This is a genomic window from Burkholderia sp. LFS061, assembly GCF_047978125.1.
Classification (GTDB): domain Bacteria; phylum Pseudomonadota; class Gammaproteobacteria; order Burkholderiales; family Burkholderiaceae; genus Burkholderia; species Burkholderia pyrrocinia_C.
The window spans coordinates 1-24,806 of the sequence record NZ_JBFPFS010000005.1 but is presented as its reverse complement, the minus strand read 5'-3'; the positions used below and the strand labels follow the sequence as shown (position 1 = coordinate 24,806).

At 64.3% G+C, this 24,806-nt stretch carries 23 protein-coding genes and 3 pseudogenes; 8 read left to right on the top strand and 18 right to left on the bottom strand.

Annotation, left to right across the window (positions count from 1 at the left end):
- Nucleotides 1-44: 44 nt before the first annotated feature.
- From ACNQQL_RS05955 to ACNQQL_RS05945, 3 genes are all read left to right on the top strand, one after another.
- Entirely contained in the window at nt 45-2,450 is a 2,406-nt protein-coding gene (locus ACNQQL_RS05955) for a phosphoketolase family protein (RefSeq protein WP_347063540.1), read from the top strand.
- A gap of 648 nt (nt 2,451-3,098) precedes the next feature.
- Nucleotides 3,099-3,746 carry a response regulator transcription factor gene (locus ACNQQL_RS05950; RefSeq protein ID WP_347063539.1) on the top strand — a complete coding sequence of 216 codons (648 nt, stop codon included), beginning with the start codon at nt 3,099-3,101 and terminating at the stop codon, nt 3,744-3,746.
- A gap of 397 nt (nt 3,747-4,143) precedes the next feature.
- Nucleotides 4,144-4,926, top strand: coding sequence for a helix-turn-helix domain-containing protein (locus ACNQQL_RS05945; protein ID WP_416392541.1), 783 nt, complete (start codon nt 4,144-4,146; stop codon nt 4,924-4,926).
- A 95-nt stretch (nt 4,927-5,021) separates the two neighbouring features.
- On the opposite strand, the gene ACNQQL_RS05940 is transcribed toward ACNQQL_RS05945, so the two are convergent.
- From ACNQQL_RS05940 to ACNQQL_RS05930, 3 genes are all read right to left on the bottom strand, one after another.
- Nucleotides 5,022-5,246, bottom strand: coding sequence for a DUF3562 domain-containing protein (locus tag ACNQQL_RS05940; protein WP_347063538.1), 225 nt, complete (start codon nt 5,244-5,246; stop codon nt 5,022-5,024).
- A gap of 207 nt (nt 5,247-5,453) precedes the next feature.
- Nucleotides 5,454-5,765: a hypothetical protein gene (locus tag ACNQQL_RS05935; RefSeq protein ID WP_347063669.1), complete on the bottom strand. Its 312-nt coding sequence runs from the start codon at nt 5,763-5,765 to the stop codon at nt 5,454-5,456.
- Nucleotides 5,766-6,210: 445 nt separating this feature from the next.
- Nucleotides 6,211-6,423 (bottom strand): DUF2964 family protein, encoded by a 213-nt coding sequence (locus ACNQQL_RS05930; protein ID WP_347063537.1) that lies wholly within the window; start codon nt 6,421-6,423, stop codon nt 6,211-6,213.
- A 172-nt stretch (nt 6,424-6,595) separates the two neighbouring features.
- Between ACNQQL_RS05930 and ACNQQL_RS05925 the strand changes: the two genes are divergently transcribed.
- Nucleotides 6,596-6,853, top strand: coding sequence for a hypothetical protein (locus ACNQQL_RS05925; protein ID WP_347063536.1), 258 nt, complete (start codon nt 6,596-6,598; stop codon nt 6,851-6,853).
- Nucleotides 6,854-7,030, top strand: a pseudogene (locus ACNQQL_RS05920) (ABC-type transport auxiliary lipoprotein family protein); the annotation flags it as partial. It abuts the gene before it with no gap.
- Between the two features lie 158 nt (nt 7,031-7,188).
- Here the strand turns inward: ACNQQL_RS05920 and ACNQQL_RS05915 are convergent.
- Both ACNQQL_RS05915 and ACNQQL_RS05910 read right to left on the bottom strand, forming a co-directional pair.
- Nucleotides 7,189-7,344 (bottom strand): MbtH family NRPS accessory protein, encoded by a 156-nt coding sequence (locus tag ACNQQL_RS05915; protein ID WP_347063534.1) that lies wholly within the window; start codon nt 7,342-7,344, stop codon nt 7,189-7,191.
- Between the two features lie 543 nt (nt 7,345-7,887).
- On the bottom strand, nt 7,888-8,064 hold the full coding sequence (locus ACNQQL_RS05910) for a hypothetical protein (RefSeq protein ID WP_347063533.1): 177 nt from the start codon (nt 8,062-8,064) through the stop codon (nt 7,888-7,890).
- Nucleotides 8,065-8,127: 63 nt separating this feature from the next.
- On the opposite strand from ACNQQL_RS05910, the gene ACNQQL_RS05905 reads away from it, so the two are divergent.
- The 3 genes and pseudogenes from ACNQQL_RS05905 to ACNQQL_RS05895 all read left to right on the top strand — a co-directional run.
- Nucleotides 8,128-8,445, top strand: coding sequence for a hypothetical protein (locus ACNQQL_RS05905; RefSeq protein ID WP_347063532.1), 318 nt, complete (start codon nt 8,128-8,130; stop codon nt 8,443-8,445).
- 150 nt (nt 8,446-8,595) lie between these two features.
- Nucleotides 8,596-9,519, top strand: coding sequence for a LysR family transcriptional regulator (locus ACNQQL_RS05900; protein WP_072439813.1), 924 nt, complete (start codon nt 8,596-8,598; stop codon nt 9,517-9,519).
- Between the two features lie 142 nt (nt 9,520-9,661).
- A pseudogene (locus ACNQQL_RS05895) lies at nt 9,662-9,907 on the top strand (IS6 family transposase); the annotation flags it as partial.
- Nucleotides 9,908-9,918: 11 nt separating this feature from the next.
- On the opposite strand, the gene ACNQQL_RS05890 reads toward ACNQQL_RS05895, so the two are convergent.
- The 13 genes and pseudogenes from ACNQQL_RS05890 to ACNQQL_RS05830 all read right to left on the bottom strand — a co-directional run.
- Nucleotides 9,919-11,211 carry an MFS transporter gene (locus ACNQQL_RS05890; RefSeq protein WP_072439815.1) on the bottom strand — a complete coding sequence of 431 codons (1,293 nt, stop codon included), beginning with the start codon at nt 11,209-11,211 and terminating at the stop codon, nt 9,919-9,921.
- 400 nt (nt 11,212-11,611) lie between these two features.
- On the bottom strand, nt 11,612-12,049 hold the full coding sequence (locus tag ACNQQL_RS05885) for an acyl-CoA thioesterase (protein ID WP_204421191.1): 438 nt from the start codon (nt 12,047-12,049) through the stop codon (nt 11,612-11,614).
- Nucleotides 12,050-12,183: 134 nt separating this feature from the next.
- On the bottom strand, nt 12,184-13,005 hold the full coding sequence (locus ACNQQL_RS05880) for an acetoacetate decarboxylase family protein (RefSeq protein ID WP_072439818.1): 822 nt from the start codon (nt 13,003-13,005) through the stop codon (nt 12,184-12,186).
- A gap of 61 nt (nt 13,006-13,066) precedes the next feature.
- Nucleotides 13,067-13,585 carry a cupin domain-containing protein gene (locus ACNQQL_RS05875; RefSeq protein WP_347063531.1) on the bottom strand — a complete coding sequence of 173 codons (519 nt, stop codon included), beginning with the start codon at nt 13,583-13,585 and terminating at the stop codon, nt 13,067-13,069.
- Nucleotides 13,586-13,587: 2 nt separating this feature from the next.
- Entirely contained in the window at nt 13,588-14,244 is a 657-nt protein-coding gene (gene maiA, locus ACNQQL_RS05870; protein ID WP_204421192.1) for a maleylacetoacetate isomerase, read from the bottom strand.
- A 2-nt stretch (nt 14,245-14,246) separates the two neighbouring features.
- Nucleotides 14,247-16,184, bottom strand: coding sequence for an FAD/NAD(P)-binding protein (locus ACNQQL_RS05865; protein ID WP_347063530.1), 1,938 nt, complete (start codon nt 16,182-16,184; stop codon nt 14,247-14,249).
- Nucleotides 16,181-17,089, bottom strand: a complete 909-nt coding sequence (locus ACNQQL_RS05860; protein WP_204421194.1) for an N-acyl homoserine lactonase family protein — start codon at nt 17,087-17,089, stop codon at nt 16,181-16,183. The genes ACNQQL_RS05865 and ACNQQL_RS05860 overlap by 4 nt, the downstream gene beginning before the upstream one ends.
- On the bottom strand, nt 17,086-18,483 hold the full coding sequence (locus ACNQQL_RS05855; RefSeq protein ID WP_072439829.1) for a KamA family radical SAM protein: 1,398 nt from the start codon (nt 18,481-18,483) through the stop codon (nt 17,086-17,088). The genes ACNQQL_RS05860 and ACNQQL_RS05855 overlap by 4 nt, the downstream gene beginning before the upstream one ends.
- A 151-nt stretch (nt 18,484-18,634) precedes the next feature.
- Nucleotides 18,635-19,276: a CoA transferase subunit B gene (locus ACNQQL_RS05850; RefSeq protein WP_034184335.1), complete on the bottom strand. Its 642-nt coding sequence runs from the start codon at nt 19,274-19,276 to the stop codon at nt 18,635-18,637.
- Between the two features lies 1 nt (nt 19,277).
- Nucleotides 19,278-19,982, bottom strand: a complete 705-nt coding sequence (locus tag ACNQQL_RS05845) for a CoA transferase subunit A (RefSeq protein ID WP_347063529.1) — start codon at nt 19,980-19,982, stop codon at nt 19,278-19,280.
- Nucleotides 19,983-20,064: 82 nt separating this feature from the next.
- On the bottom strand, nt 20,065-21,744 hold the full coding sequence (locus tag ACNQQL_RS05840; protein ID WP_347063528.1) for an NAD(P)/FAD-dependent oxidoreductase: 1,680 nt from the start codon (nt 21,742-21,744) through the stop codon (nt 20,065-20,067).
- A gap of 139 nt (nt 21,745-21,883) precedes the next feature.
- Nucleotides 21,884-23,146, bottom strand: a complete 1,263-nt coding sequence (locus ACNQQL_RS05835; protein WP_072445214.1) for an MFS transporter — start codon at nt 23,144-23,146, stop codon at nt 21,884-21,886.
- Nucleotides 23,147-23,478: 332 nt separating this feature from the next.
- Nucleotides 23,479-24,449, bottom strand: a pseudogene (locus ACNQQL_RS05830) (tyrosine-type recombinase/integrase); the annotation flags it as partial.
- Nucleotides 24,450-24,806 lie beyond the last annotated feature (357 nt).

The window sequence follows — 24,806 nt, the reverse complement described above, 5'->3', positions numbered from 1 at the left end:
TCGCGCTGTCTTCCATGCGGCACGGCCGCTTTCAGGAGCGTTGCATGAATCAAGCCGACCGGACCTCCCCCGCCCCGCTTTCCGACGCGCTGCTGCATCGCATGAACGCGTGGTGGCGGGCCGCCAACTATCTGTCGGTCGGGCAGATCTATCTGCTCGACAATCCGCTTCTTCGCGAGCCTCTGCAGATCGCGCACGTCAAGCCTCGCCTGCTCGGTCACTGGGGCACGACGCCGGGGCTGAACTTCATCTACGCCCATCTGAACCGGGTGATCAACGCGCGCGACCTCGACGTGCTGTTCATCGCCGGCCCGGGCCACGGCGGTCCCGGCGTGCTCGCCAACGCCTGGCTCGAAGGCGCGTACAGCGATACCTATCCGAACGTGCCGCAGAACGCCGAGGGCATGGCGGCGCTGTTCCGCCAGTTCAGCTTCCCCGGCGGCGTGCCGAGCCACGTCGCGCCGCAGACGCCGGGCTCCATTCACGAAGGCGGCGAACTGGGCTACTCGCTGTCGCATGCGTTCGGAGCGGCCTTCGATCATCCCGGGCTGATCGTCGCTTGCGTCGTGGGCGACGGCGAGGCGGAAACCGGGCCGCTCGCCACCGCCTGGCATTCGAACAAGTTCCTCAATCCGGCATCGGACGGCGCGGTGCTGCCCATCCTGCATCTGAACGGCTACAAGATCGCCAGTCCGTCGATCCTCAGCCGCATCGGACAGGACGAACTGGAGAGCCTGCTGACCGGCTACGGCTATCGGCCGCTGTTCGTCTCGGGCGACGAGCCGATGGCCGCGCACCAGCGCATGGCGGCCGCGCTCGACGACGCGCTGGACGACATTCGCGGCATCCAGACGCGGGCGCGCAGCGGAGGCAAGCTCGTCCGCCCTCGCTGGCCGATGATCGTGCTGCGCACGCCCAAGGGCTGGACCGGCCCGAAGCGCGTCGACGGCCTGAAAACGGAGGGGCACTTCCGTTCGCATCAGGTGCCGATCGCCGACCTGAAACAACCGGGACACCTACAATTGCTGGAAGCCTGGCTGAACAGCTATCGCCCCGACGAACTGTTCGACGCGCACGGGCGTCCGTGCGAGGCAATCCGGTCGCTGTCGCCGGCCGGACCGCGCAGGATGAGCGCGAATCCGGTGGCGAACGGCGGCAGCGAAGCGCGCGAGTTGCGGATGCCGGATTTCACCCGCCGCGCGGTGGCGGTGCCGGCTCCCGGGCAGGTCGACGCGCAGGCCACGCGCGTGATGGGCGGCTTCCTGCGCGACGTGATGTCGGCAAATCTGGCCGACCGGACGTTTCGCGTGTTCGGCCCGGACGAGACGGAATCCAACCGCTTGTCGGCGATATTCGACGTCACCGCGCGCACCTGGATGGCCGCGACCGATCCGGACGACGTCCAGCTCGCACCGGACGGCCGCGTCATGGAGATACTCAGCGAGCATACCTGCCAGGGCTGGCTCGAAGGCTATCTGCTGACCGGGCGGCACGGGCTGATGTCGTGCTACGAGGCGTTCATCCATATCGTGGATTCGATGTTCAACCAGCACGCGAAATGGTTGAAGGCCTGCCGGGAAATCCGCTGGCGGCGGCCGCTGCCGTCGCTCAACTACCTGCTGACATCGCACGTCTGGCGGCAGGACCACAACGGCTTCAGCCACCAGGACCCGGGCTTCATCGATTTCGCGGTCAACAAGAAGTCCGACACGGTGCGCGTCTATCTGCCGCCCGACGCGAACACGCTGCTGGTCGTCACGGATCACGCGCTGCGCACCTGGAACCGGATCAACGTGATCGTCGCCGGCAAGCAACCGGCGCCGCAATGGCTCGACCTGGATGCTGCGATCCGGCATTGCAGCGCCGGCGCGGGCATCTGGGAGTGGGCGGGGAACGACGGCGACGGCGAGCCGGATGTCGTCATGGCTTGCGCGGGCGACGTGCCGACGCTCGAGACGCTCGCGGCCGTCGACCTGCTGCGCACCCATCTGCCGGCGTTGCGCGTCCGGGTCGTCAACGTCGTCGACCTGATGACGCTGGAGCCTGCCGACGACCATCCGCACGGATTGAGCGACGCGGATTTCGACGCGATGTTCACAACCCACCGGCCGGTGATATTCGCGCATCACAGCTACCCCGCCCTGATTCACCGGCTGACCTATCGCCGCACGAATCACGCGAATTTCCATGTGCATGGTTTCATCGAGGAAGGGACGACCACGACGCCGTTCGACATGACGGTCCTCAACCGGGTCGACCGCTTCCATCTGTGCGAGGCCGTGCTCGATCACGTGGGCGAACACGTGCAGACGGGCGCGCATTTCCGGCAGTACCTGCGCGACAGGCTGGTCGAGCATCGACGCCATGTGGACCGGTACGGCGACGACCTGCCGGAAATCCGCGACTGGCGCTGGCAGGCGACGCCGGGCAGCCGGAATCCGATGCTGTGAGTCGCTCGCATGCACCGAGGGCGGCCACGGCTTAGCGCCGATCGAGCCCCCCGGCCGCGCTATCCGGGCGAGATGCCCGTCGATGGCGCATGCGCCCCGGTTTCGACTGTATTGCCGCGCCGACCGGTGCGCGTGACACATTTCAAGCGCACCGCGGAGTGCTGCCGGTGGGTGTCGCGGGCATCGCGCGGCGCATCGTGGCGTCGCCGGCGGGACACGACTGCCGCGCGTGCAGAGCGTGTCCGAACCGAACGACGCGGCGATGCCCCGGCTGCGCCGCGAAAGCCCTGTCATCCCGTCGGGCTCTCTCGTTGCTCAAGGTCGTCTTGCCCGGAGCGAACTGGCGCTCCTGGCACAAGCCCTTGTGCCGGCGCACAATGTACGAATTGAAGTTTTGCCGACACGGCGAGCGATAGCGCCGCGTCATAGCCCGGCACACGATATCGCGGTTGCGCCATGCCCGGGGAGTACAGTCACGATGGCCAGCCGGACCTCCCGCAGCCCGATACCGCGCCCGGCTCACCCCGGCAGGCGCGGGCCCCTGGCGGTTCCGCTCGTCTTCATCGTGGCTCCGGCCGCCGCGCCCGGCCGTTTCACGAGGGCGGGCGCGTTGCCGCTTCAGGCGGCGCAACAAGGAGCCATGCCGCGATGATCAAGGTACTCGTCGCAGACGATCACGCGCTCGTGCGCGACGGCCTGCGACACATCCTGCGGGGCGCCAGCGGCTTCGAGATCGCGGGCGAGGCGTGGGACAGCGTCACGACCGTCGCGCTCGTCCGCTCGACCGAAGCGCACGTGCTGGTGCTGGATCTGTCGATGCCGGGCCGCAACGGCATCGAGCTGATCAAGCAGATCAAGGACGAGAAACCCACGCTGCGCGTGCTGGTGCTGACGATGCACGCGGAACAGCAATATGCGGCGCGCGCGTTCCGCGCCGGCGCATCCGGGTACATGACCAAAGAAAGCGCCAGCGCCGAACTGGTCGCGGCGCTGTCGAAGATCGCAGCGGGCGGCGTTTACGTCAGCCTGGCGATGGCGGAGCAACTGGCGCAGCGCCTCAACGAGCCCCCCGGTTCGCTGCCGCATCAGCGCCTGTCCGACCGCGAGTTCGACGTGTTCCGGCGGATCGCGGCCGGCGAGACGATTTCCGAGATCGCTCAGGCCCTATGCGTCAGCACGAAGACCGTGAGCACCTACAAGGCACGGATCCTCGACAAGATGCAGATGCCGCACGATACGGCGCTCGTACGCTATGCGATGCAGCACAAGCTGTTCGACGACCAGGACGGCATCTGACAGCCGACGGCAGGCGCTTAACCATGCTGGAGCACCCGGGCGACGCCAACGAGGGTTTTCACCAGACGCAGCCGTTGTCAGCATCCTCCTACAGCCGTTCTCCAAACCCTACCTGACTTTCCATCCCCGCCGATTTCAGTCCGGCCGCGCGCGAACCATACTGCTTTACATGGATGCCCGAGCGCCGATCATGCCGTCGTCGGTCTGCCCGTCGATTGCGCTGCACCGTTCCGCGTCCCGGGTCGTCGCCGTCGCACCGACGAAATCGCCAGGTTCCACGCCGTGCACGGCCGACAAATGACCAGGAACGAATTTCTCGACCAGACCGACCGCGGCATGGCATGACGCACCATCCATGCCGCGGCGCCGCACTCAACCGAGTGACCAGGAGCAGATCATGCTGACTGCCCAATCCCGCGAAAATGCCCACCCCGCCGTCGCGCATGCGATGACGAACGCGCTTCATCCCGTCGATCGGGACGAGCGAGTGAAGCGCCCCGGCGCGCGCTGTTCGATCTGCTCGGTCCGTTCGGCGTGCATGCCGGAGGAACTCGACGCGGCCGACCTGGCCGTTCTCGACGAGGTGGTCTGCACGACCCGCTCGGTCAAGCGGGGCGAGTCGCTGTTCCGGGCGCACGATACTTTCCAGAGCCTCTATTCGGTCCGCACCGGCTCATTCAAGACGATCGTCATGCATCGCGACGGCCAGGAGCAAGTGACCGGATTCCAGATCGCCGGGGAAACGCTCGGTCTCGACGGCGTGTGCAGCGGGCGTCACAACGGCGATGCGATCGCGCTGGAGGACAGCACGGTCTGCATCATCCCGTTCGGCCAGCTGGAGAAGGTTTGCGCCAAGGTGAGGTCGATGCAGCACCACCTCCACAAGATGATGAGCGGCGAGATCGTGCGCGAGTCGAGCCTGATGATGATGCTTGGCACGATGTCGGCGGAACAGCGAGTCGCGGAGTTCCTGCTGAACCTGTCCGAACGCTTCAGGGCGCGCGGCTATTCGCCGGCGGATTTCAATCTGCGCATGACGCGCGAGGAAATCGGCTGCTATCTCGGGATCAAGCTCGAAACGGTCAGCCGGATGCTGTCGAAATTCCAGCGCGACGGCCTGATCGACCCGCACGGCAAGCAGATCCATATCATCGATCTGGCCGGGCTCGCCCGCGTCTGAGCGCTGGCCGCCCGCGCGGCGCCGAGCCAGGTCCGGCACCAGGAGGGATCCCGCAGGCTCGATCCCGTTCCGTCGAATACCCGCACGCGCATCGCCTATCGTCCCAGTTTCGGTCGCTCCGGATACCCGCCGGCGGCGTTCAGTGACCGCATGCGCTGCCTCAGGCGACGGATCGCGAATATCCGCAGGTAATCATGCACGCGGGCATCTTTCGTCAGCGTCGCGATTTCGTCGTCGAGCATCCGCCGCAACGCGTCGTCCGAAATCGACAGGTCGCGCGCCAAGGCCGCCAACGAGGCGAACAACCGATCCTGATTCATCACCGCTCTCCCGCGAGGACAAGGCTTCATCCGAGGTCGTCCTGGCTGAATCCATTGGAACGCGCGGCGCCGCCACCGCGCTTGACCTGAGTCAACACGCCCCGGATGCGCGGCCCCCATCGCCGTGGCGGATCGACTCACGCCTCGCGAACCGCGGCGGGCCGATGCATCTTGCCATGGCGAATCGCGTCCGATGCGCGGGACGCGTCAGCGCGGATTCTCGTGGGCTTCAGCAGCCGCGATCCCGGCAAGTTGCCGCTCGGCGATGTCGAATGCCCGCTTCAGCGCGTCCATGGGATCCCCCCCCGTCATATGCGGAACGGGCCGGAATTCCCCCTTGCGCGTGATCAGATCGAGTCGCACGTCATACTTCGGCTGGCGAGTCGACGCGCCCATGGCCTCGATCGCGAGATGGCAGCCGGCCAGTTGCGTACCGAACGGCTCGAGACGCATCAGCTGGATGCTTGCTTCCGCCTCCAGCCGGGCCGACCCGGCAAAGCCGAAGTAAGCGATCTGCATCCCGATTCCCATGTTCCGCTCCTGTTGATCGCGTCGATCGATGGCGAGAGCCGGTTCATCAGTGTGATGCGCTCGCAATACCTGATTTCGTACTTCCATCTTCCGTAGCGTCGGCCTTGCCTCGTTGATGTGCGTCAACCGACGGGCATCGTCGCACGCTGCCCGCCAACCGGCACCGGTTTCGTGAAACCGGCGCCGACCATCCAGCCGGCCGGCCGGGCGACGGCGACCCGTTCGTTCGGTGGAGACGAGGCAGACGTCGACGGTCTGCCCGGGGAACAGCCGCGGGCCCGCCCGGATGGAGCGCGACGCGGAAAATGACCGGCAACACCCGCACATCGACCGCCCGGTGTGCGGGGCGGACAACTGAATTTTCGGCGTCACGCAAGGCTGGGCCCGCACGGACGTCGGGGCGGCTTCGACCAGGATGCCATCACGCATCCTGCTACGGGTGATCGCGCCGGACCCGCACGGTTCGCGGGAGTGCCGGTTGCCGCATCGCGACCAATCCCGCGACGCCCGAACAACAGGACAGCAGGCCCACATAAAGCGCCGAGCCGTCGTGGACCAGCATGGCGTGCACCGTTGCGATGAGCCCGGCTTGCGACGCGAAAATCGCGACGGTGGCAAAACACTGGCGAAAAACGTCGGGAAACATGCCGCTCTCCTGGAAAGGGATGACGACTGCGACGCTTCAGGCATCCGCATCGTTTGCCCGGGCGGCGGAAATCATCGGCACCGGACCGTGGCCACGCGCAGGAACCGTTCGGCCACACTGCCCGGCACCGCGCGCCGGATGCCGCCGCGTCTCCGGGACGGCAGGTCGGTCCATGCCTCTGCCCGCGCTGCCTGCCGCACGAAACCATGCATTCATCTTCGAAGCTTCGGATTCCGCGGCGTTGACTTTTATCAAGCGTCGGCGCGGTTCCGACTGTCCCTCGAAAAAAACAACGGCGCCGCCCGGATTGCCCGGCGGCGCCGTCGACGACGCGCAGCGTCCCCTGTTCGCGCTAGGCGACTTCGACGATGACTTTCAATGCATGGGTATCGGCCGCGCACGCGAACGTGGCGATGCTCCGCTTCGTTGACTGACGCATTCGCACGACGACGACCTTCCCCTATATCGCATTGCCGTCGAGATTCGGCGATTCGAGTCGCGGCCAGGTTCGCACGTCCCGATTGATGCGATATGGAGCGTGCGCCGCGCACACGGCCATCAAACGCTGACTTGCCATGGCGTGATCCGGGAAAACTTCTCCGGCGGCAACGATGCGCTCGTCGGTTGCCACCGTCGGGCGCTGGAAGAAATCGCTTCGGAGATCGTCGCCGGTATTCGGTCGGTAGCCGCGAAACAAGGCGCCGAGATACGCATCGCCCCACGCGCGATCGCACTCAGCAACGAAGCGTTGCGGACTCTCGGCACCTACGGCGAGGAGCGCCGCCTCCATGCGAAATCGACGATCGACTTCAAAATATTCACGGGCCGGCCAGTCATGTCGTGCGGCCAGATCGCGTATTGCTCCTCGTAATTGACGACCACCTTGAAAACGGCGTAGTTTTGCGGCGTTTCGGCCTCCATGCCTCTCTCGTTTCAATAGTCGATCACACGCGTCACATGATTCGATATTTCGACAAGAACTGCATGCCCGTTCGTGCCGGACAACGATTCAATTATTTTCAAATCGAAGCCAGCAGACTTTGCCGTAAGCCATCTAAAATTAATTTCATTTTCATTACATTGAAACCGAATAAATCATCGACGCCGATAGCCAATAATCTCGATCATTGTTTCGTAAATATGCGAACCGATAGATTGCCGGCCGCGACGGCACGTTGCCGAGCCCCGCCGGGCAGCGTGACTGGTTGCGCGCGTCGCAGCACCCGGTCAGCTTCCGCGAGTTCGACGGCGGGCACTTCCATCTATTGGAAAACCGGCCGTCGTTCAGCACGCGATCGGCCAGGCGTTGGCCGATGCGCGGCGGTGCGCCCCTGCAGTGGGTGAGATGCTGTCGCTGATGTAATGGCCAGTGGCGTAGCGGCGGGTTGCGTGTGGAGACGGCGCCCGCGCGACTGCCGGCATCGCGGCGCGCGTCGATGTCAGCGGCACCGGCTGGCCGAAGACTCAGTTTCTCACCCACCAATCAACGAGCGTTTCGTCATCCGGATCCTCGAAGTTCTTGTCGATGTTGGTGCAATACCATTCGATTCCCGTGCACTGCTTGAAGTCGTCAACCAGGCGATTGATCGCCGCCACGCCGTTGCCGGACGGAACCGACAGCGCGAGATTGCCGCCATTCATGCCGTCCAGACTTCCCCGTGTTCCGTCGTGACGTCAACATTGCTCTCCATGCCCAACGAGTGAATGGAACTGCTTCGTCTGCACGACAAGTGTTCAGCATTGCTTGCACACGCCCCGAACAGCACTTTTGACCACCTCGAAATAATTACCATTAAAATTCATCAATTTGGCCTTCTTCGGACTTGGCCCTTGGGCCAAGCTCGCTCAGTAGCGATGGACTCAATAAATGCTGCGGATAATGCTGCCGATTTGCGAAAGTCGTTAGATAGTGACGTGGCGACCCAGCTGTTCAGCCTCTTGATTGCTGCACAAAACACGCCAGACCGACCGCCTCCGGCACTTATGAATTTCCTATGCGTCAAAAGTTTCAGCTTAAGTTGACAGGATTGGGTATAGTTACGCATCCGCCCCACGTAACGAGATCGCAACATTCCAAATGGGCACTGTCGCTCGCCGCCGGCCGGAAAACAACGGACGAACCTGCTTTTTCGTCTTCCAGAATAACTAAATTCTTCCGATTATCGAGGGACTATGGATTTGCTGGCGGCCATGCGAATATTCGTGCGGGTTGTCGAGCGCGGCAATTTATCGAGGGCCGCGAAAGATCTCGGCCTGGGCCAACCTACCGTTAGCGACCGCGTCGATCGGCTCGAACGGTTTCTCGGCGTCAAATTGCTGCTCCGGAACACGCGTGCGGTGTCGTGCACCGATGAAGGCATTCTGTTCTATCAGCGAAGCAAGATCGTGCTCGACGCGGCCGACGAGGCGCGGGCCGTCGTCACGCTCGGCAACAAGATCGTGCGTGGGCGCATTCGCATTGCCGCGCCGCATGGGTTGGGCGAAGTCGTACTGCCGGAAATCCTCACGGTAATCCGCGAACATAATCCGCAGCTCTATATCGATCTCGTCCTGAATGACGAAATCACCGACCCCGTCACCGAGGGCGTCGATATTTCATTGCGGCTCGGCCAGATCGGCGATGGCAATTTCGTCGCGCGTCGGTTGGGTTACGTACGACGCGTACTGGTCGCGTCGCCGCGTTATATCGAAAAGCACGGGCTGCCAGAGGAACCGACCGACATCGTCGGGCACCCATTCATTCGCGTCACGGGGCTCTTCAACGACGGCCAGCTTCGCCTGATGTGCCCGTCGAAATCGGTGCGGCCGACGCCGATCAACGTCGTCATCAGCACCAGCCACTGGCGGCCGGTCTACGAGCTACTGCTGAACGGTGCGGGTATCGGCGTCCTTCAGGAACACGTCTGCATCGACGCCCTGGAATCCGGCCGGCTCGTCAGGCTGCTGCCGGATTACACGGTACCGGGATTCGACCTGCATGCGCTGCTGCCGGTCACGCGGCCCGTCCCTTCGAAGACACAGGTCGTCGTGAAGATCATCGAGGAGTATCTGCCAAAGGCGATGGCGCGGGCTGCGGACGGCGCGCTCGACATGTAGCGCGCCGCGCTGGAATGATCGGCCGCGCATCGCGCGCGGCTGGCAGGCAACGGCACCGACCGCGATTCCGCCGGGGAGGTGCCGCGGTCAGGACGGTCAGATAAGCCGACGACATCAAACGGAGCGCGAGCCGATGAAGCCGATGCCGGATACGAGTCTGAGACGGGTGTTCAAACGCCGCATTATCCTTTCGATGTGATGCTGCGATGCATGCGCTGGTACGTGGCCTACCCGCTGTAGCCTGCGTCACCTTGAGGAGATAATGGCCGAGCGCCGTCTCGCGGTCGGCCATTCGACGGTCTATCGATGGGTGCCGAAGCTGCTGCCGAAACTGGAAAAGACGTTCCGCTCGCGCAAGCGGCCGGTCGGCAAAAGTTGGCGGATGAACGGGGACCTGCATCAAGATCGGCGGACAGCGGGTCGGGTGGCCGCAAGCAGCGCGGCGCCGATGGCCATGATGGCCACCATCAACAGCAGGCACGCGCGGAAGCTCCCGGTCGACGTCCGCAGCCAGCCGATTGCCGCAGGACTGAAAAAGCCGCCCAACACGCCGATCGTATTGATCAGCGCGATGCCGCCCGCGGCGGCGGGCCCTTTCAGATAGGCGGATGGAATGGTCCAGAATACCGTGTAGGCCATCCACATCGCGGTCGTCGCAACCGTGATGCAAATCAGCGAAACATCGAGCCTGTCGCTCGACACGGCAGTAGCGGCGAGCGAAATCGCGCTGACCAACGCCGGAATCGCGCTGTGCCAGCGCCGCTCGTTGCGGCGATCGGAACTACGGCCGGCGACGACCATGCCGATGGTCGCGGCAACGAACGGAATCGACGAATAGAGGCCGATCTTCATCGGATCGGTGACGCCGCCGGCCGCCAGCAGGCCGGGCAGCCAGAAATTGATCAGGTAGATGCCGCAAATGACGCAGAAATAGGCGGCGCTCATCAAATAGACGTACGGGTCCTTCACGACTTCCGCGAAACCGTGCCGCTCCGCATGTTGAGGCTTCGCGGCCATGTCGACGAGTTCCTGCCGTTCCTCGGGCGACAGCCACGACGCCGTCTCGGGGCGATCGGCAAGCAGCACGCGGGCCATGATGCCGAGCGCGACGCACGGCAGCCCTTCGATCAGGTACATCCACTGCCAGCCGGACAGGCCGCCCAAGCCTGCGAAGGTCGTCATGATCCACATCGACAGCGGGCCGCCGAGCACGCCCGCGAGGGGGCCGCCGATCATGACCGCGGCGATGGCTTTCGCACGGCGCGATTCGGGATACCAGCAGGTCAGATAGAAGAGGATGCCCGGCGTGAATCCGGCCTCGAAGACGCCCAGGAGAAAGCGCAGCACATAGAACGTCGTCGCATCGCGCGTCGCGACCATGGCTGCGGACGTCAGGCCCCACAGCACCAGGATCCTGCTGATGGCCTTGCGCGCGCCGATTTTCGGCAGCATCAGGTTCGACGGCACCTCGAAGAGCGCGTATCCGATGAAGAATATGCCGGCGGCCAGGCCGTATTGCGCATCGGTCAAGCCGATGTCGGACTGCATGTGCAGCCGGGCGAAACCAACATTGAGCCGGTCAAGGCATGCAAACAAATAACAGATGAGCAGAAAGGAAAGCAGGCGGCGGTCGAGCCGGCGATAGAGCGCCGACGTGCGATCGCCATTCTGGATCGAGACGACAGTGGACATGCCAGTCCATATGAACGCGTCCCGTTTGCAACAGTTTTCATGTGTTTCGACAGGCAGGACGGGTTGCAGCGCTCCATATCGCCCGTTGTTCTCCTGGTGCAGGCATTCAGGTTTGGCGAACCCCGGTCCTGCCTCGCTTGTCACCACACTCGATTACTGCGCAACCTTTCGACGTTCACCCTGTATTGAACGTTGATCTTCTCGCTCGCGTGTGCCGTTCCGGCCGGTTGCACGCTAACGTAGCCTTTTCGGTACAACCTGTCGTGAGCCGGGCGCCTTCGCATGAGTCAACACCGCTCGCGCGCCGTGAATCCGGCATTCGATCCCGGCAATCCGCTTTTCCCTGCCGACCGTGGCGCAGCGCCCGGCATCGGACCGGGCGCAACGAGGGCGCGGTTTGTCAGGCGACTTCGGACAATTCGGGCGCCTCCTCCTCCTGGTATTGCCTGACGCGTGCGCGAAACGTGTCCGAAAGCGGCACCGTCGATTCCGTCACATAGTCGTAAGCGACGTGCGTCGACGCGCCTCGCGCGATCACGGTGTCGGCGTCGCCCGCGAGCGTGATCAGGTATTCGAGGTCGAAGCTCTTCGTGCCGAGGCGCGTGATTCGCGCGCTCAATTCGAGCGATTCCCCCCATTTCGCGGAACGGACGTATTCGCACGACGTCTTCAGCATGATCTGCGGAATGCCCTGATCGAGCGGCACCTCCAGCAGTTCATGCGCGTAAGCCATGTAAGCATTCAGCATGTACACGTAATACATCGTCGCGCTGACGTGGCCGGCGGGATCCTGGTCGCGATACGTGACGTCGAATTTCTGTGTGAAGGCTCGGGTCATCTTGGCACCTGTGGGTTGAGGTTGTGCCCGCCGGTCTGCCCGGCGGGTCGGGTCAAGCAAACGTTGAATGCCCGATGGCATCCGCGCATCGCGCGAAAGCTTGCGGCGCGATGCCGGACGGGCCGGGGCATGCGCTACGACAGCACGCACTGGTCGAGGTAGGGTTTCCCGCCGTGCGCGTGCACGATCGAGCCGCCGCGCATCTCGACGATCGGCAACTCGGCGAGGGCATTGACGACGTGCGCCATCGTCGGCAGGTCCGACCAGCTCGCGACGTTGAAGCGCACGCGCGCATCTCCGACGTGCCGCCGGTCGACCGTGACGTACGGGTCGTGGACCGGCGTCAGCGTGACCTGGCACAGCTCGGTCTCGCCCCAGTCGCCGGTGCGCGGCGTGTACTTCAGCATCAAGGTGCCGTCGGACCGGGCCGGCGGCGTGTCGGCCACCGGTTCCCGCAATCCCGTCACGCCGAGCTCGAGAAAGCGAAAGCCCATCCAGCTCGCTTCGCAATGCTGTTCGCCGTTGAACTGCCGCGGCGCCGCGACGTCCGCATAGAGCTTCGGATGACCGATCTCGTCGCGGCCGGTGATGATCGGATCCGCGAGGTTTTCCCATACCGCCGCGAGAAACTTTCCGGCAGCGCGGTCGCGCGTCCCCGCAAAGATCGCGGGCCAGCTCACGTGAACCATCGTGTAGCCGCGTCCGGCGAGCCAGTCGATGCCGGTCAGGTAGTGGAACTCGACGGTCACGACGGGCTCGCCGGCGAGCGTGAAACGTTCCGGAAGATGCCGTTCCAGCCGGGCGGCATCGGTGAGAAACGACGCGGACACCGTCATGCGCGTCGGATTGCGGTGCGGGTCGACTGCGAGCGCGTTCGGCACCTGCCGGGGGCCCGGTGCCGGTCCGAAGTGCGTGGGCATTCGATAGATGCGCCCCTTCTCGAACGTGTAAGCCAACGAACACCTCCTTCGTCTGTACGCGGGCCGGCCGCCGTGTGCGGCCGGCCCGCGCGTCGTTTTACCGATGGGATGCCAGACCCGCGCCGGCATAGATGATTTGCAGCTCCCCCTGGATTTCGCGCATGAGATTGCCCGAACTCGCGTTCTGCGGAAGGTTCTGCAGGCGGAACAGCACGAACGGCTCGGTGCCCGACGGGTTGCCGATGGCGTGATAACCCCAGGCGGGCACGAACACCGTGTCGCCCGGCACGAGTCGCTCGCGCGTCTGGTTTTCGCCGAACGCCATTTCTCCGGAGCCCGATTGAACGATGTACAGATGCCAGAATGAATGGCGATGCCGCTCCGTCATCTCGCCGGGCTTCAGTACCTGGATGACAAGCGACAGATCGGGAGCGACTGTCCCGTGCTCATCGACTCTGCCGCCGGACAGCGCAAGCGTGCCCTGCGGGTTGTGTGGGCGGCTGAGCGCCATTGACTCGATCGATTGCCACTTCCAGACCACCGGGTCGGCCGGGGGTTTCGACGTCAATTCGAGATATTCCGAGAACGAGAGAATGTCGCCTTCGATCGTCTGCATGGTTACTCCTTGTTGTACGCAGGGTGGGATGAACAGGTATCCGGATGGGCATCGCGGAACGCCGCGAGCTGCATGCATGCGTCATGAATGCGCGATACGGTCGGATACGGCGCGATATCGATGTTGACGTTGCGGGCCGCGACGATTTGCGGCACCAGCGCGAGGTCCGCGAGCGACGGGCGATCGCCGTGACAGAACCGGCCTGTCTCGGCACTGCCGGCGAGCATCGTCTCGAGCGCGCCCAGGCTCGTGGTGATCCAGTGCTGCTTCCAGCGGAGCACCACGCCGTCGTCGCAGCCGGTCGCCTCTTTCAGGTACTGGGCGACACGCATGGCCGTGATCGGGTGGGTGTCCGCCGCGACCGTCTGGAACAGCGCGCGCACGCGCGCGCGTTCCTGCGTGCCGGCAGGCAGCAGCGGCGGGTCCGGGTATTCGTCGTCGAGATACTCGACGATCGCCGACGACTGCGTCAGCACGCGGTCGCCGATCCGCAGCGCGGGCAGCAGGCCTTGCGGATTGATCGACAGATACGGATCGGCGCGGTGGGCGCGCGCATCGAGATCCTGAACGACCGTCGTGTAGGCGACGCCCTTCAGATTGAGCGCGATACGCACCCGGAACGATGCGGACGAGCGGTGGAAATCGTGCAGGGTCAGCATGTTTAGTTACCATCCAGCGCCGCTGTCAAGGCGGCTTCAGGCGCGGCTGCGAGCGAATCGCGTGCCGCGGTGGTGTCGTCGCCCGGCACGCCGATGCGGGCCGGGCCGGTGGCCTGTTCGGCCGCGATCATGTCGAGCAGTTCGAGCACGCAGCGCTCGGCGTCGCGCGTCTGCCGCGACGCGATGCCCGGACGCGGCAGCGCATGCGTGTAGAAGTGCGCGCCTTCGATGGGAAAGCCGATGGCCCAGAGGCGCGACTGCGCTTCGCCGTCGCGGCCGAGCGGATGCATACCCGTATCGACGTCGAGTCCGCCCGGGTGGTAGTCGCCGTTCCGGTACGGGCGGACGATGCCGCGGCCGAGCAGCGCGGTCGAGAGCGGCGAACCGTCGGTGGCCGGCGAATACGGATCGAGCCGCGCGACGACGAGCACGTCCGCGTAGCGGCGCTCCACCCGCTCGCCGTATTGCGCCTCGATGCGGAAATGCGCGCACGTCTCGTCGGCGACAAGCCGCGCGCCGGGGCCGCCGGCGATGTCGAGCAAGCCGGCGCGGTGCAGCGCGAGGTGCTCGCGATTGCGCCGCAGCGGCGGGCCGAACGACACGCGGTTGGTGATGGCGTTGAATTCGTCGACGAAGTAGCGATGCGAATCGGGCGTCAGCCCGCCGTATTCGACGGCCGCGCGCAACGCGTCGCGCGTATCGCGCAGCACGTCGGTCGCCGCCTTGACCGGGCTCGTCAGGTTGCCGAGCAGCGCGTGATGCAGGTCGTCGCGCATGAGCGCGAAAAAGAACGTGCGGAACGCGTCGAAGGATTCGAACGTCCTGCCCTCGAGCGGCCACAGAATCTGGCCGATCGCGTGCAGCTCATCCGGGCGCGGCTCGAACCCGTCGGCATCGACGTTGCCGCCTTGCAGCGCGAGCCGGTACGCGTAAGCCATTTCCTTGATAATCAGCGGCAGCACGTCAGCGCGGAAATCGATCAGGCTGCTGCCCGTGGTGTCCAGCGCGGCCGCACGCAATGCCGCCACCGCGTCCGGCGTGAAGAAGCGCGGGCGGTGGCGCCCCGTCAACCCCTTCTGGTTGATCCCGCGCGCGGCGAACGGCAGGCAGTTGCGGGAGAACAGCAGGATCTGCGGTTCGAGCCCGGACTTCTGGTATTCGAGTTCGCCGTCGCGTTCGACGTAGCGTCCGCCACGGCCGATCGTCAGCGCGGACACGACATCGTGTGCGGTCAGGCCGAACCCCTGTACGGCGACGGTCGCGGTGGGGGCGATATCGTTCAGCGTCTCGATCGGGTATGGCGACGGCACGTATGCGAGCTGCCCGTTGTTGACCCGATGCCGCTCCGCGAACTGCGCGAGGCGCTGGTCGCTCTCGGTGGGGCGGCGCGTGCCGTGGCCCGTCGTCAGGAACACGTAGTGCGCAAAGGCCGGCGCGCTGTCGTCGACTTGCAGTTCGTAGCCGCGCTTGGCCGGCACGAGATCGACCACGCGGGCGCGGCGATGCGTCACCGCGACGCTGCGCGGCAGCGCGGCGACGATCCGTGCATAAACCCAGGACAGGTATTCGCCGAGCAGGCTGCGCGGCAGATGGTCGGCATCGTTGAGCGGGCGGCCCGCATCGACCGTCGTCTTCCGGAACGCGCCGTCGACGTAGCGATATCCGCTGTCATGCGCCCATTCGACGAGCGACGGCGCGCCGTGCCGGCCCAGCTCGCTAGACGGCGCGAACATCGTCACTTGCGACGCGACGGTGTTGATCATCAAGTGATCCGGCTGGCTCGACGGATGAGCGCCCTGCCCGCACTCGCCGGCGTCGAACACCGTGATGTCCAGCGCGACGCCGGCCGGAATACTGCGCGCGTGCTCGACGAGGCGCTCGAGCACGGTGACGCCGCGCGGCCCCAAGCCAATGATCGCAATCGAAATCGTGTTCGTCATTGTGTTTCTCCCGTTTCGAGTTGAACGTCGGCCGCTGCTGTCGCCGGGTTCGATACCGCCGCGCGCGACGCGTCGGCGGCGAGGTGCGCGTCGCTCAAGGGCGGCGCGTGCAGCGCCACGATGTCCGGATGCCCGTTCCAGCGCGGGAAGCGCTGGCGCACCGCCGGATCGTGGCCGGGAATGATGTGGTCGGGGCCGTCCGCCAGCGCTTCGATCGCCGCATGCCCGTCGAGCATGCGCGCGACGTTGAAGACGATCGGGAACGGGCGCTTCGAGCGGATGTGGTCCCAGTAGTGCGCGGCGTCGCTGGCCAGCACGACATGGCCTCGCGCCGTGCGCACCCGCACCACCTGCAGGCCGGCCGTGTGGCCGCCGATCAGGTGCGTGTGGATGCCGGATGCCACCGCGTGATCGCCGTCGGCGAATCGCACGCGGCCCGCGTGCAACCGTTCGATCGCCGCGCACACGTCATGCGCCTCGAACGGCTTGCGAATCGCTTCGTGACACATGCAGCGCCCGGTGCAGTACGCCATCTCCGCATCCTGGATATGCAGCGTCGCCCCGGGAAACGCGCGGATGTTCCCCGCGTGGTCGTAGTGCATGTGCGTGATGATCACGTCGTCCACGTCGGCCGCGTCGATGCCGAGCTCGCCCAGCAGCGCCACCGGCGAATGCAGATAGCGGCGCTTGCGCCGGGCGGCCGTTGGCGCGTCGAACCCTGTGTCGACCAGCACCGTGCGGCCCATGCCGCGAATCACCCAGACATAGAAGTCGAGCGGCATGGAGATGTCGTCGTGCGGATCGTCGCCGAGATAGTTCTCGCCACTGCGCCGATCGTCGTGCGTCGCGTAACGCAGCGCAAAGACTTCGTACTCCGCGCTTTCCTGATCGAGAAGGCTGCTCATTCCACGGCCTCCAGCAAATCGGGGCGCACGGCGTCGTGACGGGCCACGGCGATGGTCCGGCCCGATCCGCCAGCGCCATGCTCCATCGCGGCCAGTTCGTCCTGGAAGAAGAAGGTTTTTTCGCCGAATGCGGGGACGAGCTCGTCGAACCAGGTCGCTTTCGGATCGAACTTCGCATAGAACGGCCGGCGCACCCATTCGGGGTTGCGGGCCTGCAGCAGTTGCAGCGCGAACACCTTCTCGCCGGCCAACTCGACGATGCCGTCGACCATCACCTTGCCCGGGAACGCGCTCATCGACGGGCCGCGCACGGTGCGGGCGAGGCCCGATATCGAGCGGTAGGCGGCCTGGAAAATCTCGTAGGCGCGTGCGAGCGGCAGCTTGAAATAATCGCTCGGCCCGGTGTCGCGCTCGACGAACATGTAGTACGGGATCGCTCCGAGCCGCACGCCCGTCGTCCACAGCTCGGCCCAGGCGGCCGGATCCTCGTTGATGTGCCGGATCAGCGGTGCCTGGATGCGCACGCTCGCGCCGGTGCCGATGATGCGCCGCATGGCCCGCTGCGCGATCGGATGCTGCAGTTCGCGCGGATGGTTGTAATGGCCCATGATCGCGAGATTGCGCCCGGACGCCACCACCTTTTCGAACACGCGCAGCAGGTCGTCCGAGTCCTTGTCGCTCACGAAGCGCTGCGGCCAATAGGCGACCGACTTCGTGCCGATCCGGATGTTCTGCAGATGGTCGAACTCCGGCGCGAGCAGCGGCTCGAGGTATTCTCCGAGCGCGCGGGCACTCATCACAAGCGGATCGCCGCCCGTCACGAGAATGTCGGTGACTTCCGGATGACGCCGCAGATAGGCGGTGAGCTCCTGCGACGAACGAGCGTCGAACTTGAGCTCGTCCATGCCGACGAACTGCGGCCAGCGAAAGCAGAACGTGCAATACGCGTGGCAGGATTGCCCCGCACTCGGAAAGAACAGCACCGTCTCGCGATACTTGTGCTGCAGGCCGCTTAACGGCACGCCGTCGAGATAGGGCACGTTGTGGGTCAGCTGCCCGGCGGGGTGCGGGTTCATCCGCAGGCGGATCTGGCGGACGACGGCTTCGATGCGCGCTTCGTCGGCACCTTCCTGGATGAGATCGCGGATCGCCGCATACTCGTCGTCCTTCAGCATGTCGCGATGCGGGAACGTGAGCCGGTAGATCGGGTCGTCGGGAACCTTGTCCCAATCGATCAGTTCATTCAGCACATAGGGATTGACTCGAAACGGCAGCACGCGCGAAACGACGTCGACGGCTTCCCGAAGCTCGCCCGGCAACAGCTGCCATTGCGGCGATTGGGAAACGGTGTGCCTCGTATACGGCTTGAACTTCCACATCTGATCCTGACTCATGACGGCCCTCTCCAGCAGATTAGATTTATGAATGTGACGACATCTGAATCAACTTCCTGGTGATAAATGTGATGCGTTAAGTACAGCGAAACGACTAATGCAAATCGAAATAGATGGAACGGCGTGTTGCTTTGCCGTTCGCCGCCGGTTCTCAGGACACGGCGCTTACATCGAGCGGCGCGCTGGTCTTCGCCTTGATCTCGCCGACGCTCACACCGTCGGCGAGCTCGACGACCCTGAGGCCGGCCGGCGTCACTTCGATCACGCCGAGATCGGTGATGATCAGGTCGACCACGCCGACCCCCGTCAACGGCAGGTTGCATTCGTCGAGGATCTTGTGCTGGTCGCCCTTCGCGACGTGCTCCATCAGCACGACGACGCGCTTCACGCCCGCGACGAGGTCCATCGCGCCGCCCATCCCCTTGATCATCTTGCCCGGGATCATCCAGTTCGCGAGGTCGCCCTGCTTGCTGACCTGCATCGCACCGAGGATCGCGAGGTTGATGTGGCCGCCTCGGATCATCGCGAACGCGTCGGCCGACGAGAAGATCGACGAACCCGGCAGCGTCGTGACGGTCTGCTTGCCGGCGTTGATGAGATCGGCGTCGACTTCGTCCTCGGTCGGCGACGGGCCGATGCCGAGCAGCCCGTTCTCCGACTGCAGCCACACCTCGACACCTTCCGGCACGTGGTTCGCGACGAGCGTCGGCAGGCCGATGCCGAGGTTCACGTAGAAGCCGTCCTGCAGTTCCTGCGCCGCGCGCGCGGCCATCTGGTCACGATTCCAGGCCATGTCAGTCTCCTTTCGCGCGTACGACGCGTTGTTCGATGCGTTTTTCCGGCGTCGCGTTCAGCACGATGCGCTGCACGAAAATCCCCGGCGTATGGACCTGGTCCGGATCGAGTGCGCCGTTCTCGACGATCTCCTCGACCTCCACCACGGTGATCTTGCCGGCCATCGCGCACATCGGGTTGAAGTTGCGCGCGGTGCGGCGATAGATCAGGTTGCCGGATTTGTCGGCCTTCCACGCCTTCACGAGCGCGACGTCGGCCGTCAGCGACGGCTCGAGCACGTAGTGGCGATCGCCGAACTGGCGCGTCTCCTTGCCTTCCGCGATCACGGTGCCGTAGCCGGTATTGGTGAAGAACGCGGGGATGCCCGCGCCGCCCGCGCGCAGCTTCTCGGCCAGCGTGCCCTGCGGCGTGAATTCGAGCTCGAGTTCGCCGGCCAGGTACTGGCGCTCGAACTCCTTGTTCTCGCCGACGTACGACGAGATCATCTTCTTGATCTGGCGCGTTTCCAGCAGCAGGCCGAGACCGAAACCGTCGACGCCCGCGTTGTTGCTGATGCAGGTGATGCCCTTGACGCCCGAATCGCGCAACGCCGCGATCAGCGCCTCCGGAATCCCGCACAGGCCGAAGCCGCCGATCGCGAAGGTCTGGCCGTCGCGCACGATGTCCCGGAGCGCTGAAGCAGCGCTCGAATGAAGTTTACTCATACGTAATCCTTATTGATATTCGCGCCCGTCGGACGCGAATCGCCGGTGTAGGAAACCGATTCAGCGGGAGGATGTCGCGGGGTCAGACTTCGGCCACACTTTCAGGAAGTGAATGATCTGAAGTTTCGGTGTTGAACAGGAATCCTTCGTAATCGCGTTCGATGATGCCTTCGCATACGGCGATGTAGGAATCGAATCCCTCGAGATCGAGCAGGACGGCACGCGGCTTGCCGGGCACGTTTGCGCCGACGTACCAGGAGTTGCTCTGATGGATCAGCGTCTTCTCCGCGATCGCCTGGATGCGAGCAGTCCACGCTTCCTGCGCCGCGCGAGTCGGCTCGACGGTAGCCGCATCGTGGTGCGCGGCGCGCTCGATCAGCTTCATCACGAGTTCGACCTGGTGCTCGTCGCACGGCACCGCGCTGCTCAGCGAGGCGGTGCTGCCGGGACCCGCGATGTTGAAGAGGTTGGGGAACGCCGCGCTCATGAGCCCCAGATACGTCTGCGGGCCGTTCTTCCACGCGGTGCGCAGCGATTCGCCGTGACGCCCGCGAATGTCCACGTTCAGCAGCGCGCCCGTCACCGCATCGAAGCCGGTTGCGAATACGATCATGTCGAGTTCGATCTCACGGCCGTCCGCGACGATGCCGTTGCGGGTGATCGACTCGATCGGCGTTTCCTTCAGGTCGATCAGCGACACGTTGTCGCGATTGAAGGTTTCGAAATAGCCGCTGTCGGCGCACAGGCGCTTCGTCAGGATCGGATGGCCGCTCGGCGTAAGCTTGTCCGCCAGCACGGGATCGTCGATCTTCTCCCGGATCTTCGCGCGGACGAACGCCGTGAGCGTGTCGTTCGCCTCCTTGTTCGTCAGCAGATCGTTGTACGACGTGTAGAAGCACAGCCCGCCCGCGGCCCAGCGCGCTTCGTATTCGCGCAGGCGTTCTTCCGGCGTGACGGACAGCGCGGAAATCCGCAGCGGTTGACGCGGTTCGCCGCCGACACAGACGAAGCCACCGGGCGATTGCCATTCCATGCGGCGCAGTTCCGCGTAGTTCGCCTTCATTTGCTGCTCGTATTCCGCGTCCATTGGACGGTTGCGCAGCGGGATGCTGTAGTTCGGCGTGCGCTGGAACACGGTGACGTGCGCGGCCGATTGCGCGGCGACCGGGATGAACTGAATCGCCGACGAGCCGGTGCCGATCACGCCGATGCGCTTGCCGGCAAGGTCGACCGTGCCGGTCGGCCAGCGCGACGTGAAGTAGGTTTCGCCGGCGAAGCTGCCGTATCCGGGGACGTCCGGCACCTTCGGCGCAGACAGGCAGCCGGTCGCCATCACGCAGTAGCGGGCGTGCAGTCGTTCGCCGGCGTGAGTGACGAGCGTCCAGCGGGCGCGCGATTCGTCGAACGTCACGGCATCGATCCGCGTGCCGAGCTGGATGTGTTCATAGAGCCCGAAGCGGTGCGCGACGTGATCGAAATAGCGCAGCAGTTCGGGCTGCGATGCATAGCGTTCGGTCCAGCGCCATTCCTGTTCGAGTTCGCGCGAGAACGAGTACGAATACTCGAAGCTCTCGATATCGACGCGTGCGCCGGGATAGCGATTCCAGAACCAGGTACCGCCGATGCCGTCCGCCGCGTCGACGAGCCGTACGGACAGACCGGCTTCCTTGGCCCGATGCAGCATGTACAGGCCGGCTACGCCGGCGCCGACGATGACCATATCGAATGCGGCGTCCTCGTCTCTTGATGCGATATTCACCATGTCAGTCCTTCAATATGAACGTGTTGCTGGATTGATCGGGTACTTCCGTTTCGATACAGGGAGAGCATGCGCCGGCCTGGAATCCGGCTGGCGCCCGGGCGGCATCGCGGCAGCGATGCGCGCGCCGGGAGAAGACACATCAGTCGTAGGCGCGCGAGCCGACGGACACGGTTGGCGCGGACCACTTTCGGCCATAAGCCAGCATCATCACGAAGCTGAGGACGAAACTCAGGCCGCCGACCATCAGCAGGCCGAGCTCGCCGAGCACGGGCAACAGGTTGGTGAGGAAGCCCGTCACGACCCAGGCGATCGCCATCACGGAGCCGGCGACGCCGAGCGCCCAGCCCTGGCGGTCCTCGGTCACCGCGTCCGAATACGCGGTGTACATGGTGGTGTATGCAACCATGTCGAAGCAGCCGACCACCATGCCGAGCACCCAGAGCGTGTTTTCGTGCGGAAACAGTGCCGACAGCACTTGCCCGACGCCCGCGATCAGCAGGCCCGTCTTCGCGATGTCGACCACGTTCCAGATTTTCAGCATCAGCCGCACGATCACCATCAGCCCGAACACGAAGGACATGCCGATCAGGCCGCTGAACAGGCCGAGCTGCGAGCTCGTGTACTGGAATTTCGTCTGCAGCACCAGCATGATCGTCTGCAGATACAGCCCGTAACCGACCTGCATCAGGAAGAACACGATCGACAGGAACGCGATGCGGCGGTGCGTGCCGGCCTGGTAGATGATCCGCAGCGGCATCAGCAGGTCCACACGCGTGTTGCCGGTCGGCGCGACCGCGTTGCGATATGACCAGAACGTCCAGAGCCCGCAGACGACCGACAGCGCGGCGACCAGCAGGAACGGCGTGCCGTAGTTGAAGAACGGTGCGATCGTGCGGTCCGACGTGACGCCGCCGAGCACGGGGCCGACGATGACGCCCGCGCTGAACGCGATCGACATGATGCTCATGTTGTACGCCTTGGTTTCCGGCGTGCTCATGTCCGTGATCGCGGCCTGCGCGATCCCTTGGCAACCGGCCATCAGGCCGCTCAGGCCGCGTCCGATCAGCAACAGCGCGATACTCGGCAGCAGCGCGCCGAGCGCCATCAGCAAGTAGCTGAGAGCCAGCCCGAACACGCACAGCAGCATGATCTTCCGCCGGCCGTAGCCGTCGGACAGCTCACCCATCAGCGAGGAACCGAAGAACATGCAGAACGGATAGACGCCGTACCCGAGCCCCAGGTAGAAATTGCGGAGTTGCGGACTCGTATCGGCGCCGATGATGCCGGATTGGGGATCGGAGAAGATCGCCGCCATGATCGGGTACACGAGCCCGAACCCCATCGCGTCGATCGCAATGGCGAGCAGGCATGGACCCAGTAGTTTGAGATTGAGTTTGGACATGTATGGCCTCGGTAGTAACGTGACAGCTACAGTAGTCGAAGGCCGGTTTTGCGAGTAGAGACGTATCTACAATAGAAATTATCGTAGTTACCGATAACCAACGATATCCTTTCAGATATGTAAGGAACGGCTAATGGTAGCGGGTCTGCGGCCCGATGCGTTTTTAAACCGGGCAATCTTGTCGCGACGCGACGACGCTCGATCGACTGCGCGACGGCGCCTGCCGTCTTGACACCGTTCGAATCCGCGTCTTGCCACGTTGCTGCCGGCACCATTAGGGGTGACTTCAGAAAACGGAAAATATTGCACGCTAAGGCCGGTCGGGGTCGGTGCTACCGTCGTCCGAACGCCTGATTGATCTCTCGTGCGCGCAGGATATCGTCGCCGTGCAGGTACATTGAAGTTGTCGCGATCGAGGCGTGGCGCAAGTTGTCGCGAACCGTCGTCAATCCAGCGCCACGAGCGAGGGCGTGGCTGGCATGGCTATGACGCATCCAGTGGGGACTTGCCCGCTGCAGCTTTTCGGCGAGCGCGGGGTGAGCCGACCTGATGATATCGGCAGCCTGCAGAAAGAACCGGCGCATGACGTGCCATAGTCGCGCGCCGGCAATGCCGGCGCCACCGTCTTCGCCGAGACTCGCCACCAATGAAGTTCTGGGCTGCCACTGCTCAGGCATAATTGGTAATCGGCGCTGTACGAGACACTGATCGAGTGCGTCGCGTGCGAGCGGTGGCAATGCCACTCGGGCGCGTTTGCCTCCTTTGCCGGTCACATGGAGCCATTGGTCACCGCGCTCGTCGACGCGCACGTCGCCAAGTGTTGCCCCGACGAGTTCGTTGGCACGCAGGCCCGTCGCGTACCCGAAGTCGAGCAGGAAGCGTAGCCGTTGTGCGGCCGGTTCCGACCAGCCGTATGACCACTCCAGGCCGTCCGCGATTGAGCGCAGCAGCAACCATTCGCCTTCCGTGAAGCCGCGCGTCGTGTCGAGCGCCAGGCGCAATGCATGTCCGCGAACCTTGACTCCGGCGAACGGATTAGCCAGCACGTAGCGTTGCTCGATCAGCCAGCGAAACAGCGCTGAGAGTACGGTCAGCGCATAGGCTGCCGAGCGAGCCGACAGCCCCCCGAGAACGGTCACCACTCCACTGAATCGCGCGGTCGCGGCGGGCCGCCCCACCGTTCACGCGGCGCTGGACCTCGGATGAATGCCCGGTACGCGATCGCGTCATCAGTCGTGAGCGATGACAAAGCCAGGCCGCGTTCGACGATCGCCCACAAGATCAACAGTTCGGCTTCCTTGCGATCACATTTTTACCACCAATCTGATAAGTCAGCTCCCGTGTCATGGCTGGCTTTTGTCCTGACCAAGGATCCAATTGCCATTGGAATCCGTTAGCGGAGCCATCTTCTGACTTATTGGTTGTTCCGACATCGGAATACCGAGTTACCTCCGTATCTCTCTGAGGCTTACTCGACATGAGTTGCCACAAGGCTTGCAAGGACAACGAGCAAGGCCTAGCAGGCTGTTGAAATTGGGAACGGTGTAAGCGGGCTCGAAGGGCGGTGCGTTAGAGATATCGTGTTCATGATCTTGAGCAGATGAGCCGATGCGTGGAATGGACGAGATGCAAGAACCGTTGTTCACGACGGTGAAGCTGG